The organism is Novosphingobium sp. HR1a (assembly GCF_015594425.1).
GTDB lineage: Bacteria > Pseudomonadota > Alphaproteobacteria > Sphingomonadales > Sphingomonadaceae > Novosphingobium > Novosphingobium resinovorum_A.
The window spans coordinates 64,954-76,457 of sequence record NZ_JABXWS010000014.1; the positions used below are offsets into that span (position 1 = coordinate 64,954).

Consider the following 11,504-nt stretch of genomic DNA (forward strand, 5'->3'; position numbering starts at 1 on the left):
AAGCCTCCCGGCCCTCCCGCATGCGGGAGGGCTTTGCGCATCTTCTCCCCTCCCGCTTGCGGGAAGGGCTGGGGGTGGGCCTTTTCTTCACCTCGACACAGCGCCCCCCAGCCACTAGGCCGCTTGTTCAGCCATCCCGAGGAACGCCGTCCCGTGAAGCTCATCATCGGCAACAAGAACTATTCCAGCTGGTCGCTGCGCGGCTGGCTTGCCTGCAAACAGTCGGGCCTGCATTTCGACGAGATCACCGTCCCCCTGTTCGGCGAGGAATGGGAAGCCTTCAAGAAGTCCTCCGACGACCTTGCCCCCAGCCACGGCAAAGTGCCGATCCTGTGGGATGGCGAGGCGGTGGTGTGGGATTCGCTCGCCATCGTCGACTACCTTGCGGACAAGGTTGGCCGCGATCGCTTCTGGCCCAAGCAGGACGCCGCCCGCGCCATGGCGCGATCGATGGTGGCGGAGATGCACTCCGGCTACCTGTCGCTGCGCCGCAATTGCCCGATGAACATCCGCTCGCGCGTCGAACTGCCGGGGCTGGAGGACGAGACCCGCACCGACATCGTGCGCATCCTCACCCTCTGGGCCGAGGCGCGGGCGCGGTTCGGCAAGGGCGGGCCGTTCCTGTTCGGCACCTTCGGCGCGGCGGACGTGTTCTACGCCCCCGTCGTCAGCCGCTTCCTGACGTACGGCATCGGCGTGCCCGGCTTCGCGCAGGCCTACATGCAGGCGGTGTGGGAGCACGAATGGATGCAGGCCTGGATCGCCGCCGCCGAGGCGGAGGACTGGGTCATCGAACAGTACGAGCACCCGGTGGCCTGATGATGCGCAAAGTTCTCCTTCTCCTCGCCGCTCTTGCGACGATCGTATCCAGCCCGGCTTTCGCCTGGGGCGCGATGGGGCACCGAACCGTGGCGGGCATCGCCATGGCCAACGTTCGCCCTGCCACCCGCGTCGCCATCCGCAAGCTGCTCGCCCACGAGCGCGAGATGGACACGCCCAAGTGCTCGATGCGCACGATCGAGGACGCCGCGACCTGGCCCGACTGCATCAAGGGCGAGCGTTGGCGCTGGGCCTACCAGAATTCCTGGCACTACCACGACCAGCCGGTCTGCGGGACTTTCGACCTCAAGCAACTGTGCCGCGACGGCATGTGCGCCACCGCGCAGATCGAGCGCGACGAGAAGCTGCTGGCCAACCACAAGCTGGCGCCGGTGCTGCGGCTCGAAGCGCTGGTCTTCCTCGTCCACTTCGTCGGCGACATTCACCAGCCGCTGCATATCGGCGAGAACGAGGACCAGGGCGGCAACGCGGTGAAGGCCGATTACGGCGACGCGCCGGGCCGCAACCTGCACTCGATCTGGGACACGACGCTGGCCGAGCGCGCGATCACCTCCGCCCGTCCGCCGCTGGTGCGCGTCTACAGCGCGGCCGAAAAGGCGCGGCTGGCGACCGGCACGCTGGAAGACTGGACCCGCGAGAGCTACGAGATCAGCCGCGATGTGCTCTATCCGCTGGCTTTCGGCGGCAAGCTGCCCTGTCACGTGGGGGGCGACGTCAAGGAGCCGCAGAAGATCGTCTGGACCAACGCTGCGATCGAACAGACGATTCCGATCGTCGATGAACGCATCGAGCGGGCGGGGCTGCGTCTGGCGCAGATGCTCGACAAGGCGCTGGCATAATGGCGTCGTCCCGGACCTGATCCGGGACCGCTGGCCGTGAACAGCCCATCTTGCGGCGCCGGCAGCGAGGTTGTGCCTAAAGATAGCCACTGGTCCCGGATCAAGTCCGGGACGACGAATGGAGCAGCCGTGTCCAAGTCTCCCTCTCACACCCGGGCCTTTCTGCTGCTCGGCCTTGTGATGCTGTTCTGGGCTGGCAATTCGATCACCGGCCGCGCGGTGCGGGACGACATTCCGCCGTTCACGCTCGCGTTCGGGCGCTGGCTCATCGCGGTGCTGATCCTGCTGCCGTTCGCGGCGCGGCAGGCCTGGGCGGAGCGCGCGGCGATAGTCGCGGGATGGCGCTGGATCGCGGCGCTGGGGTTCCTCGGCATCGTCTGCTTCAATTCGTTCGTCTACTCCGGGCTACATCATACGAGCGCGGCCAATGCCCTGCTGCTGCAGGCGTCGATTCCGGCTCTGGTACTGGTGCTCGATCGCATGATCTTCGGAACGCGGGCGGGGGCGCTGCACCAGGCGGGCGTCGCACTGTCCACCATCGGGGTCGTCGCCATCGTGTTCCGGGGTGACGTATCCGCGCTGGCGACATTGCGGCTTGGCATCGGCGATGCGCTGGTGCTGTGCGGCGTCGTGGTATGGGGGCTCTACACCGTGCTCTTGCGTAAGCGGCCGCCGATCGCGCCGGCGAGCTTCCTGCTCATGGTCTTCCTGATCGGCGCGGTCGTCATGGCGCCGCTGGCAGCATCGGAAGCGGCGCGGGGGCTGGTCGTCGCCTGGAGCCCGAAGGTGCTTGCGGCCTTCCTCTACGTCGGCATTTTCCCGTCGGTGCTGGCCTACTTCATCTATAACGCCGCGACGGTGCAACTGGGCGCGGCGCGGGCCGGGCAGGCGATCACGCTGATGCCGCTGTTCGGTGCACTGCTCTCCGCGCTGCTGCTGGGCGAGCGGCTGGAAGGCTACCACTTCCTCGGCATGGCGTTGATCCTCGCGGGGATCGTGCTGTCGGCCGCGGAACTGATGCGCAGGCGTTCCGTCTGAGGCGGCTCAGCCGAGGCGCTTTCGCATCCCTTCCGCCATGCCCGCCAGTGCCTCGCGGCGGGGACGGGTGCGCAGGGCATCGAACATGGCGCGGTAATGCGCGTGCGGTACGAAGATCGGTCCCTCGCGCAAGTTGTCGAGGGCGAGGCGCGCGACTTCGGCCGGGCTTTGCAGGTTGGCGATGCCCTCCATCCCGGCGGTCGCCTCGGTTTCGGTAGCGCCCGGGCAGAGCGTCAGCACGTCCACGCCGGTGCCCTGCATCTCTCCCCAGAGCGCCTCGCCCAGCGCCACGACCAGCGCCTTGGTGGCGGAGTATGCCGCCGAGTACGGGCAGCCGATCAGGCCCTCGACCGAGGCGGTGAAGATCAGACCTCCGCTCGCCCGTGCCTTGAGGCGGGGGATCAGACCGTGGGCCAGCTGCATCGGCGCGTGGCAGTTGACGGTGAGCATCCGCGCCATCGCGGCCGGGTCCTGCGCCTCGAACGCGCCCTTGATGTTGAAGCCGGCATTGCTGACGACGAGGCCGATGTCGGTGCCCTCGGTCGCCTCGAGTATCCGCGCGGGAGTCGCCGGGTCACCGAGGTCCGCACCGAGCACGGTGGTCCGGGTGCCGTGCGAGGACGCCAGCCGCTCCGCCAGCGCGTCGAGCCGGTCGGTCCGGCGCGCGGTGAGGACGAGGTGGAAGCCCCGGTCGGCCAGTTCCTCGGCGAAGGCTAGGCCGATCCCTGAAGAAGCGCCCGTCACCAGCGCGGTGGCGCCGTAAGTCTCGCGGAATCGGTCGGTCATGGTCTGGTCCTCTCATCGCGGAGAAGACCTAAGGCGCGAGCGACTGTCCAGTTTCCCCGGGGCAACATCGCCGGGACGGACCGCTCTAAGTCAATTGTTTATCGCATTTTCCGAGTCATCAGGTGTTTCCACCTGATTAGAAAATGCTTCAGGCGACGGTGAGGAACAGCCCCGCCAGCGCTGCGCTCATCAGGTTCGACAGGCTGCCCGCCGCCAGCGCGCGGATGCCCAGCTTCGCGATGATCGGGCGCTGGTTGGGGGCAAGTCCGCCGGTTACCGCCATCTGGATTGCGATCGAGGAGAAGTTGGCGAAGCCGCACAGCGCGAACGTCACCACCGCCACGGTGCGGGGCGAAAGCAGGCCGTCCTTGCCCAGTTCGATGAACGAGACGAATTCGTTGAGCACGATCTTGGTGCCGAACAGGCCGCCTGCGTGCAGCGCCTCGGTCCAGTCGGGGGTCGCCAGCAGGTAGAAGATCGGCGCGAAGATATAGCCCAGCAGCGACTGGAACGTCACGCCCTGGAAGCCGAAGAGCCCCGCCGCCCAGCCGACGAAGCCGTTGGCGAGCGCGATCAGCGCCACGAACGCGAGAACCATCGCGCCCACCGCGACCGCCAGCTTCACGCCGGTCTGCGCACCCTGCGATGCGGCCATGATGATGTTGGCGGGCTTTTCCTCCTCGTGCTCGACGGCTTCGGGCTCGTCGACGTGGACGCCGGGGAGGTGGGTGACGTCGGCGCGGTTCATCGCGGCGGCGGCGGCACCGGCGGGAGGCAGGGTGCTCTCATGGACCTCGGCTTCCGACACGGTGCCGGGGCGCGGGTCGGGCATGATCATCTTGGCCATGAAGATGCCGCCCGGTGCCGACATGAAGGCGGCGGCGACGAGGTAGTCGATGCGGATGCCCATCGAGGCATAGGCGGCCAGGATCGTGCCCGCCACGCCTGCCAAGCCCACCGTCATCACGCAGAACAGCTGCGAGGGGTTCAGCGAGGCGAGGTAGGGGCGGATCACCAGCGGCGCCTCGCTCTGGCCCACGAAGATGTTGGAGGCCGCGCAAAGGCTTTCGACCTTGCTGATCCCGGTCACCTTCTCCAGCGCACCGCCCAGCCAGCGCACCACCAGCGGCATGATCTTCAGGTAGTAGAGGATGGAGATCAGCGAGGCGAAGAAGATGATCACCGGCAGCGCTGCAATGGCGAAGCTGGTGCCGCCGATCTCGGGTGAGGCGAGCGGGCCGAACAGGAAGGTCACGCCTTCATGCGCGTAGCTCAGCAGCCCCTCGACGCCCGAGGCGGCGCCGCGCAGCATGCGGTTGCCGAACGGCACGTAGAGCACCAGCGCGGCAAGGCCCGCCTGCAGCGCGAAAGCCGCGCAGACGACGCGCGGGCGGATCGCCTTGCGGTCGGTCGAGAGCAGGAAGGCTGCCGCCATGATTAGAACGATGCCGATCAGGCTGTAGGCGACATGCATCGAGGCGCTTGGCTCCGGGAGAGGAAGGGGGGAAACAGCCGCCGACCCTAGAGGCGCGAGGGACGCAGGGCTAGAGGGTTTCGCGGCCGTGTGTCCCGCAAGGTGACAGGTTTACACGGTTTACACTGTCCAGGGCGAAGAAGGTGTCACCTTGCGACGGGGCAGGGGCGTGATTGGCGCAAATGCGTGAGTGCGGGTGTCACCTTGTGCGTGAAAAGTGTCACCTTGGGGCAGCGATGTGTCACCTTGCAGGGCATCGGGTGTAACCTTGTGGCCGGCGGACGGGCGACGGGAATAGTACGCGGCGGCGCCCTTGTAGGAAAGCTACCCGGCCTGTCGCTTCATCTCCAGATAGGCTGCCTCGCGCGCTTCGGCGTCCAGCGACAGGAGGTATCTACTGGCCTCCTTGTAAGTCAGGAACGGCTTGTCATCCGCGACGACAGGCTCGGTGCGGCCGTTGTAGAGGCGGCGCAGCAGGCGGCGCTGGGGGCGGGTGAGGGCATTGTCTTCGTCTTCGGTCATGGCGAGGCGGCTAGCACGGCGGCTAGACGATAGCGATGACCCCGCCGCATCCTCCCCGTTGCGCAGCGATGGGGAGGGGGACCGCCGACGCAGTCGGTGGTGGAGCGGGCGGAAAGCCCCTCCGTCAGTCGCTGCGCGCCTGCCACCTCCCCATCGCTTCGCGACAGGGAGGATGCGACGGGGCTCGCATTTTCTCCACCGAACCCTAGTCCAACGCCGCTTTGCCCGTTACAGGGAGGCGATGGATCGACCCGTCACTGCGCCTGCGCCCATCATCACCCGCTCGCTTTTCGTCTTCTCGCTGCTCTACGGCGGCCTCGTCGTGCTGGCGGGAGTGCTGGGGACCAAGCTGGCTTCGCTCGGCCACTGGCCGGTGCTGGGCGACCTCGCGGTCGAATCGGGGATCTTCGCGTTCCTGTTGCTGGTGGTGCTCTCCAGCGCCATCGCCGAACTGCACGGACCGGACACCGCCAACAAGCTGGTGCGCTTCGGGTTCATCCCGCTGATCGTCTCGATGCTGCTGCTGACCTTCGTGATCCACGTGGTCCCGCCGGCTGCGTTCTGGGGCGACCAGGAGGCCTATGCCCGCCTGCTGGGGCAGGGCGCGCGGATGCAGTTCGCCGGGCTGATCTCCTACGGCGTGTCGCAGACGCTGAACGTCCTGATCTTCTCGAAGCTGTCGCAAGCTGGCGGCAAGCTGTTGCTGGTGCGCGCGTGGATCGCCTCGATGCTCTCGCAGGTGATCGACACGGTGCTGTTCATCACCATTTCCTTCGTCGGAACCGGCCTGCCGATCGTGCAGATCATGGAGGGCCAGATCATCTCGAAGCTGGTGCTCTCGACGATCATGGTGCCGCCGTTCATCTGGTTCTTCGTGAAGCTGGGCAGGAAACTGGATTCCTGAGCCGATAAACGGCACGATTACGCCGAAAAAATCACGTTAAGCGGGTTCAAAATTGCGCGTGGGGGGGTATTAGCGCCCTCATGTCGAATCCGCACCACCCCGCCCTGCTGGCCAAGGCCGAAACCCTCGTCGATGCGCTGCCCTACATGCAGCGATATGCGGGGCGCACGTTCGTGGTCAAATACGGCGGCCACGCCATGGGCGATCCCGAAAAGGCGGTGGACTTCGCCGAGGACGTGGTGCTGCTGAAGGCGGTGGGCATCAACGTCGTCGTCGTGCACGGCGGCGGGCCGCAGATCGGCGCGATGCTCAAGAAGGTCGGGGTCGAAAGCCAGTTCGTCGATGGCCTGCGCATTACCGACAAGGCGACCGCCGAAGTGGCCGAGATGGTGCTGTCGGGCGCGATCAACAAGGAAATCGTCGGCTGGATCGCCAAGGCCGGCGGCAAGGCGATGGGCGTCTCCGGCAAGGACGGCGGCATGGTCACCGCGCGCAAGGTCTCGCGCACCCGCAAGGACCCCGACAGCCTGATCGAGCAGGTGGTCGATCTCGGCTTCGTGGGCGAGCCCGAACACATCGACACCCGCGTGATCGAGACGATCTCGGGCGCGGGGATGATCCCGGTCATCGCCCCAATCGCGGCCGGACCGGACGGCGGCACCTACAACGTCAACGCCGACACGATGGCGGGCGCCATCGCCGCGGCGCTGGGTGCATCGCGCCTGTTCCTGCTGACCGACGTGCCCGGCGTGCTCGACAAGCAGGGCGAGCTGCTGACCGACCTGACCCCCGCCGCGATCGCGGGCCTGAAGGAAGACGGCACCATCTCGGGCGGCATGATCCCCAAGCTGGAGACCTGCATTCACGCGGTCGAGGCGGGTTGCGAGGCGGCCGTCGTCCTTGACGGACGGGTTTCGCATGCCATGTTGCTGGAAATATTCACGCAGGAAGGTGCAGGTACGCTCATCCGGGCGGGCTGAACTACCCTTGCGAGGGGGATCAAGGAACTGAAAGGCGTCTCGAAGCACATGCGCACCAAAGCTGCACTCGCCGTCCTGCTCTCCGGCTCGTTGCTGGCCCTTGCCGCCTGCGGTAAGGCGGGAGAGGACCCGGCCGTGCTCGACAGCGCAAGTGCGGCGGCGGATGCCGGCGATGCCGTGGTCGATGTCGGTCCGGTGGACGGCGCGACGTCCGTGGCCGCGCCTGCCGCAAGCACCCTCGACACCGCCGCCCTGACCGAGCGCCGCGATCCCGAACGACTGCTGCGCTACTACGTCAGTGCCGTGCGCATCGGCGACTGGAACGCCGCGGCTCAGGCCTGGAGCCTCGATGCCGAGATGACGGCGCAGAAGCTGCAGGGCGAATTCGGCGGTGCCAAGCCCCGCCTCGCGGTCGGCAAGGGCGACATGGAAGGCGCGGCGGGCTCGCTCTATTACGAGGCGCCGATCGTCGTGGACTTCGGCGACGGGCGCACCTCGAAGCGCGGGACCATCGTTCTGCGCCGCGTGAACGACGTGCCGGGCGCCAGCGGCAGCCAGCTCAACTGGCGGATCGAGCGGACTTCGACGCTTACGCAGTAATATTGCCCACCCCGTCCGGCTAAGCCGCTGCGCGGCCAAGCCTTCCGGCCCTCCCGCGAGCGGGAGGGCGAAGCGCAGGTCTCTCATTCCCCTCCCGCTTGCGGGAGGGGGCAGGGTGGGCTTTAACCGCTTACGACCCTTGCCCACCGGCCACCCGCTCGGCTATCAGCGCGCGCAGAACCATGCCGCATGTGCGAACGTGCTGTCCCAACGTCATTCTAGGAGCCGGCCTTGCTGTTCCTCACCATTTTCCAGATCGTCAGCTACCTGATCGACATCATCGTCTTCGTGGTGATCGTGCAGTTCGTGCTCGGGCTGCTGATCGCGTTCAACGTGGTCAACATGCACAACCAGTTCGTGTCGGCGGTCTATACCGCGCTGAACGCGATCCTCGAGCCACTCCTGCGGCCGATCCGCAAGATCATGCCCAACACCGGCGCGATCGACTTCTCGCCGATGGTGCTGATCATCGGTCTCAAGATCCTGCAGATCATCTTCGGCAACCTTGCCATGGCGGGCTACTGATGAGCCAGGTCATCGACGGAAAGGCTTTCGCCGAGGGCCTGCGCGCCCGCGTCGGCACCGCTGCGGTGGGCTTCGAGGCGAAGAGCGGCCGCAAGGCGGGCCTCGCCGTGGTGCTGGTGGGCGAAGACCCGGCCAGTCAGGTCTACGTGCGCAACAAGGGCAAGCAGACCCTTGCGGCGGGCATGAACAGCTTCGAGCACAAGCTGCCCGCCGATACCTCCGAAGCGGATCTGCTGGCCGTGGTCGAGCAGCTCAACAACGACCCGGCGGTGGACGGCATCCTCGTCCAGCTGCCGCTGCCCGCACACATGAACGAGCAGAAGGTCATCGCCACGATCAACCCGGACAAGGACGTCGACGGCTTCCATGTCGTCAACGTCGGCCGTCTGGCGACCGGCCTGTCAGGCTTCGTGCCCTGCACGCCGCTGGGCTGCGTGATGCTGCTGAAGGACCGGCTGGGTTCGCTCTCGGGCCTCGACGCGGTGGTGATCGGGCGCTCCAACATCGTCGGCAAGCCGATGGCGCAGCTGCTGATCGCGGAAAGCTGCACCGTCACTGTCGCGCACAGCCGCACCAAAGATCTGCCCGAGGTGGTGCGCCGCGCCGACATCGTGGTGGCGGCGGTCGGCCGTCCCGAGATGGTCAAGGGCGACTGGCTCAAGCCCGGCGCGACTGTGATCGACGTGGGCATCAACCGCGTTCCCGGCGCCGAGGAAGGCAAGACGAAGCTCGTCGGCGACGTCGATTTCGCCTCGGCCGCCGAAGTCGCGGGAGCGATCACGCCGGTTCCGGGCGGGGTCGGGCCGATGACCATCGCGGTACTGCTGCGCAACACCATCGTCGCCGCGCACCGCAATGCCGGGCTCGCCTTCGACGAGACTGCCCTTTGAAGCGGATCGCGCTCGGTCTGGCGCTGGTAGCGGTTTTCGCTGCGTCAGCCCAGACCGATGCGCGGCCCAAGCGACGCCTCCCGCCCGGTACGGGAACGGCCAACCCCAGCGCCCTCGTTGCCGAGGAGATCGCCTTCGCCCGGCTCGCGCGCGAGAAGGGCCAGTGGAAGGCGTTCCGCGAATTCGCGGACGATACCGCAATCATGTTCGTGCCGCAGGAAGTGCAGGCGCAGGACTGGCTGAAGAAGCAGGCCGACCCCGCCGCTCCCGTGCAGTGGGAGCCGCATCAGGTCTGGATGAGCTGCGACGGCACGCTGGGCGTCACCAAGGGCGCCTGGCAGCGCCCGGATGGCTCGGTGGGCTGGTACACCACCATCTGGCAGCGCCAGAAGAAGGGCGAGTACCGCTGGGTCCTCGACCACGGCGACACCCTGCCGAGCGCCTTGCCGGAGCCCGACATGCTCACCGCGCGGGTCGCGAAATGCGGCCGCCGCCCCGACGCGCCGCCGCCGGGTACGCCGCCTGTGGACGCGCGCACTTTCACCGGCGGCAACTCGCTCGACGGCACCTTGCGCTGGCACGTCACGGTCATGAGCGCCAACGATGCCCGCACCGTCAGCGTACAACTGTGGAATGGTACGCAATTCGACACGATCGTAGAGGACAAGGTGACGCCGCAAGGTTAGGGTAGGGCGGATGTACGAGCTTTTCCTCAGCGCCTTCGTCACGCTCTTCGTCGTCATCGATCCGCCGGGCTGCGCGCCCATCTACGCCGGGCTCTCCGCCGGGGCGAGCCGCGCGCAGGCAATCTCCATGGCGACCCGCGCCTGCGTGATCGCGGCGATCATCCTCGTGGTCTTCGCGCTGTTCGGCAAGACGCTGCTGAACGCCCTGCACATCGAACTCGACGCCTTCCGCATCGCCGGTGGCATCATGCTGTTCATGATCGCCATCGACATGGTCTTCGAGAAGCGCACCCAGCGGCGCGAGGAGCGGGCCGAGAAGATCATCGCCCACAACGCCGCCACGCCCGAGATCGAGGACGTCTCCGTCTTCCCGATGGCGATGCCGATGCTGGCGGGGCCGGGCTCGATCGCGACGATGATGCTGCTGACCAGCCGCGCGCACGGCACCGAGCAGACGCTGACGATCCTGGGCGCGATGATCGCGGTCATGCTGCTCGCCTTCGCCGCGCTTGCCGCCGCCGGGCCGCTGATGAAGGTGCTGGGCGACAAGGTAGAGGCGGTGATCACCCGCCTGCTGGGCGTGCTGCTGGCGGCGCTGGCGGCGCAGTATGTGATCGACGGGGTCAAGGCGACGCTGCTTTCTGCATGACCGGGGGCGTGATCCAGACCGCCGCCGTCTACCTCCTTGCCGCACTGGCCGAGATCGGTGGCTGCTTCGCGTTCTGGGGCTGGTTGCGGATGGGCAAGCCGGTCTGGTGGCTGGTGCCGGGCTGCGTCTCGCTGGTGGTCTTCGCCTGGCTGCTGACGCTGGTGGACACCTCGCAGGCGGGCCGGGCCTATGCGGCTTACGGCGGCATCTACATCACCTCGGCGCTGCTGTGGCTATGGCTGGTCGAGGGCGTGCGACCGGACCGCTGGGACATGGGCGGCGCGCTGCTCTGCCTTGCCGGGGCGGCGGTGATCCTGCTGGGGCCGCATAAGGGCTGAGGGCGCGGTTCATCGGGCGTTCAGGCCCCGCACACACACTTCGGTAGTTCCTGCGTGGAGATCGCCGATGACCCTACGCTATCTGCCGCTCGCCTTTCTTGTCCTGTCGCCAGCGACCGTCATGGCGCAGATCGTCGCCGACGAGCCTGCCGGAGCGCGGGTGGATACGCCGTCCGCCGTAACCGGCACGTATTGCCCGGACCTGCGCGAGACCTGGCGCAATATCGAGAGGGGCCGTGACGCGGGGCAACTTTCCAGGCCGCAAGCAAAGGCCTTTCGCAAGGAAGCGCGCCAGACAAATGCGCTGGCCGAGCGCTATTCCCGCGATGGCCTGACGGAGTCCGAGGCGCGCGAACTCGACATGCGGGCGCGGGCGCTCGACAGCCTCGTCGGCGCAGCGCGCAGTCGTAACGGCGTGAAGTAAAGGGCGCTT

Annotated in this window: 15 protein-coding genes; 12 read left to right on the forward strand and 3 right to left on the reverse strand. The window is 67.2% G+C overall.

Annotated elements, in window-relative coordinates; translation table 11 throughout:
* Nucleotides 1-153: 153 nt before the first annotated feature.
* The 3 genes from HWN72_RS02740 (at nt 154) to HWN72_RS02750 (ending at nt 2,717) form a co-directional block, all read left to right on the forward strand.
* The gene (locus HWN72_RS02740; RefSeq protein ID WP_036529582.1) at nt 154-819 is read left to right on the forward strand and encodes a glutathione S-transferase family protein; all 666 of its coding nucleotides are present in this window, start codon (nt 154-156) and stop codon (nt 817-819) included.
* Nucleotides 820-821: 2 nt separating this feature from the next.
* Nucleotides 822-1,679: a S1/P1 nuclease gene (locus HWN72_RS02745; RefSeq protein ID WP_309141546.1), complete on the forward strand. Its 858-nt coding sequence runs from the start codon at nt 822-824 to the stop codon at nt 1,677-1,679.
* Nucleotides 1,680-1,808: 129 nt separating this feature from the next.
* On the forward strand, nt 1,809-2,717 hold the full coding sequence (locus HWN72_RS02750; protein ID WP_211149753.1) for a DMT family transporter: 909 nt from the start codon (nt 1,809-1,811) through the stop codon (nt 2,715-2,717).
* 6 nt (nt 2,718-2,723) lie between these two features.
* Here HWN72_RS02750 and HWN72_RS02755 read toward each other — a convergent pair whose 3' ends face one another.
* The 3 genes from HWN72_RS02755 to HWN72_RS02765 all read right to left on the reverse strand — a co-directional run bounded on the left by HWN72_RS02755 (nt 2,724) and on the right by HWN72_RS02765 (nt 5,499).
* The gene (locus HWN72_RS02755) at nt 2,724-3,503 is read right to left on the reverse strand and encodes an SDR family oxidoreductase (protein WP_211149754.1); all 780 of its coding nucleotides are present in this window, start codon (nt 3,501-3,503) and stop codon (nt 2,724-2,726) included.
* Between the two features lie 148 nt (nt 3,504-3,651).
* Nucleotides 3,652-4,977, reverse strand: coding sequence for a NupC/NupG family nucleoside CNT transporter (locus HWN72_RS02760; protein WP_211149755.1), 1,326 nt, complete (start codon nt 4,975-4,977; stop codon nt 3,652-3,654).
* A gap of 324 nt (nt 4,978-5,301) precedes the next feature.
* Nucleotides 5,302-5,499: a hypothetical protein gene (locus HWN72_RS02765; protein ID WP_069709049.1), complete on the reverse strand. Its 198-nt coding sequence runs from the start codon at nt 5,497-5,499 to the stop codon at nt 5,302-5,304.
* Nucleotides 5,500-5,740: 241 nt separating this feature from the next.
* Here HWN72_RS02765 and HWN72_RS02770 point away from each other — a divergent pair, with 241 nt between their 5' ends.
* The 9 genes from HWN72_RS02770 (at nt 5,741) to HWN72_RS02810 (ending at nt 11,495) form a co-directional block, all read left to right on the forward strand.
* Nucleotides 5,741-6,403: a queuosine precursor transporter gene (locus HWN72_RS02770; RefSeq protein WP_008832917.1), complete on the forward strand. Its 663-nt coding sequence runs from the start codon at nt 5,741-5,743 to the stop codon at nt 6,401-6,403.
* Between the two features lie 80 nt (nt 6,404-6,483).
* Nucleotides 6,484-7,383: an acetylglutamate kinase gene (argB, locus tag HWN72_RS02775; protein ID WP_008832918.1), complete on the forward strand. Its 900-nt coding sequence runs from the start codon at nt 6,484-6,486 to the stop codon at nt 7,381-7,383.
* 48 nt (nt 7,384-7,431) lie between these two features.
* Entirely contained in the window at nt 7,432-7,983 is a 552-nt protein-coding gene (locus tag HWN72_RS02780; protein ID WP_008832919.1) for a hypothetical protein, read from the forward strand.
* A gap of 231 nt (nt 7,984-8,214) precedes the next feature.
* Nucleotides 8,215-8,508 (forward strand): YggT family protein, encoded by a 294-nt coding sequence (locus HWN72_RS02785; protein WP_008832920.1) that lies wholly within the window; start codon nt 8,215-8,217, stop codon nt 8,506-8,508.
* Entirely contained in the window at nt 8,508-9,398 is an 891-nt protein-coding gene (gene folD, locus HWN72_RS02790; RefSeq protein WP_211149756.1) for a bifunctional methylenetetrahydrofolate dehydrogenase/methenyltetrahydrofolate cyclohydrolase FolD, read from the forward strand. Before HWN72_RS02785 ends, folD begins: the two co-directional genes overlap by 1 nt.
* Nucleotides 9,395-10,084 (forward strand): hypothetical protein, encoded by a 690-nt coding sequence (locus tag HWN72_RS02795; protein WP_248005767.1) that lies wholly within the window; start codon nt 9,395-9,397, stop codon nt 10,082-10,084. The genes folD and HWN72_RS02795 overlap by 4 nt, the downstream gene beginning before the upstream one ends.
* Nucleotides 10,085-10,094: 10 nt before the next feature.
* The gene (locus tag HWN72_RS02800; protein WP_008829351.1) at nt 10,095-10,733 is read left to right on the forward strand and encodes a MarC family protein; all 639 of its coding nucleotides are present in this window, start codon (nt 10,095-10,097) and stop codon (nt 10,731-10,733) included.
* Nucleotides 10,730-11,071 (forward strand): YnfA family protein, encoded by a 342-nt coding sequence (locus HWN72_RS02805; protein ID WP_211149757.1) that lies wholly within the window; start codon nt 10,730-10,732, stop codon nt 11,069-11,071. Before HWN72_RS02800 ends, HWN72_RS02805 begins: the two co-directional genes overlap by 4 nt.
* Nucleotides 11,072-11,138: 67 nt before the next feature.
* Nucleotides 11,139-11,495 carry a hypothetical protein gene (locus HWN72_RS02810; RefSeq protein ID WP_211149758.1) on the forward strand — a complete coding sequence of 119 codons (357 nt, stop codon included), beginning with the start codon at nt 11,139-11,141 and terminating at the stop codon, nt 11,493-11,495.
* The last annotated feature ends 9 nt before the right edge of the window (nt 11,496-11,504 follow it).

Coding starts and splice junctions, on each gene's coding strand:
- HWN72_RS02765 (WP_069709049.1), bottom strand. CDS start 5,499: ATGACCGAAGACGAAGACAATGCCCTCACCCGCCCCCAGCGCCGCCTG.
- HWN72_RS02770 (WP_008832917.1), top strand. CDS start 5,741: ATGGATCGACCCGTCACTGCGCCTGCGCCCATCATCACCCGCTCGCTT.
- HWN72_RS02780 (WP_008832919.1), top strand. CDS start 7,432: ATGCGCACCAAAGCTGCACTCGCCGTCCTGCTCTCCGGCTCGTTGCTG.
- argB (WP_008832918.1), top strand. CDS start 6,484: ATGTCGAATCCGCACCACCCCGCCCTGCTGGCCAAGGCCGAAACCCTC.
- HWN72_RS02810 (WP_211149758.1), top strand. CDS start 11,139: ATGACCCTACGCTATCTGCCGCTCGCCTTTCTTGTCCTGTCGCCAGCG.
- HWN72_RS02805 (WP_211149757.1), top strand. CDS start 10,730: ATGACCGGGGGCGTGATCCAGACCGCCGCCGTCTACCTCCTTGCCGCA.
- HWN72_RS02755 (WP_211149754.1), bottom strand. CDS start 3,503: ATGACCGACCGATTCCGCGAGACTTACGGCGCCACCGCGCTGGTGACG.
- HWN72_RS02745 (WP_309141546.1), top strand. CDS start 822: ATGCGCAAAGTTCTCCTTCTCCTCGCCGCTCTTGCGACGATCGTATCC.
- folD (WP_211149756.1), top strand. CDS start 8,508: ATGAGCCAGGTCATCGACGGAAAGGCTTTCGCCGAGGGCCTGCGCGCC.
- HWN72_RS02800 (WP_008829351.1), top strand. CDS start 10,095: ATGTACGAGCTTTTCCTCAGCGCCTTCGTCACGCTCTTCGTCGTCATC.
- HWN72_RS02760 (WP_211149755.1), bottom strand. CDS start 4,977: ATGCATGTCGCCTACAGCCTGATCGGCATCGTTCTAATCATGGCGGCA.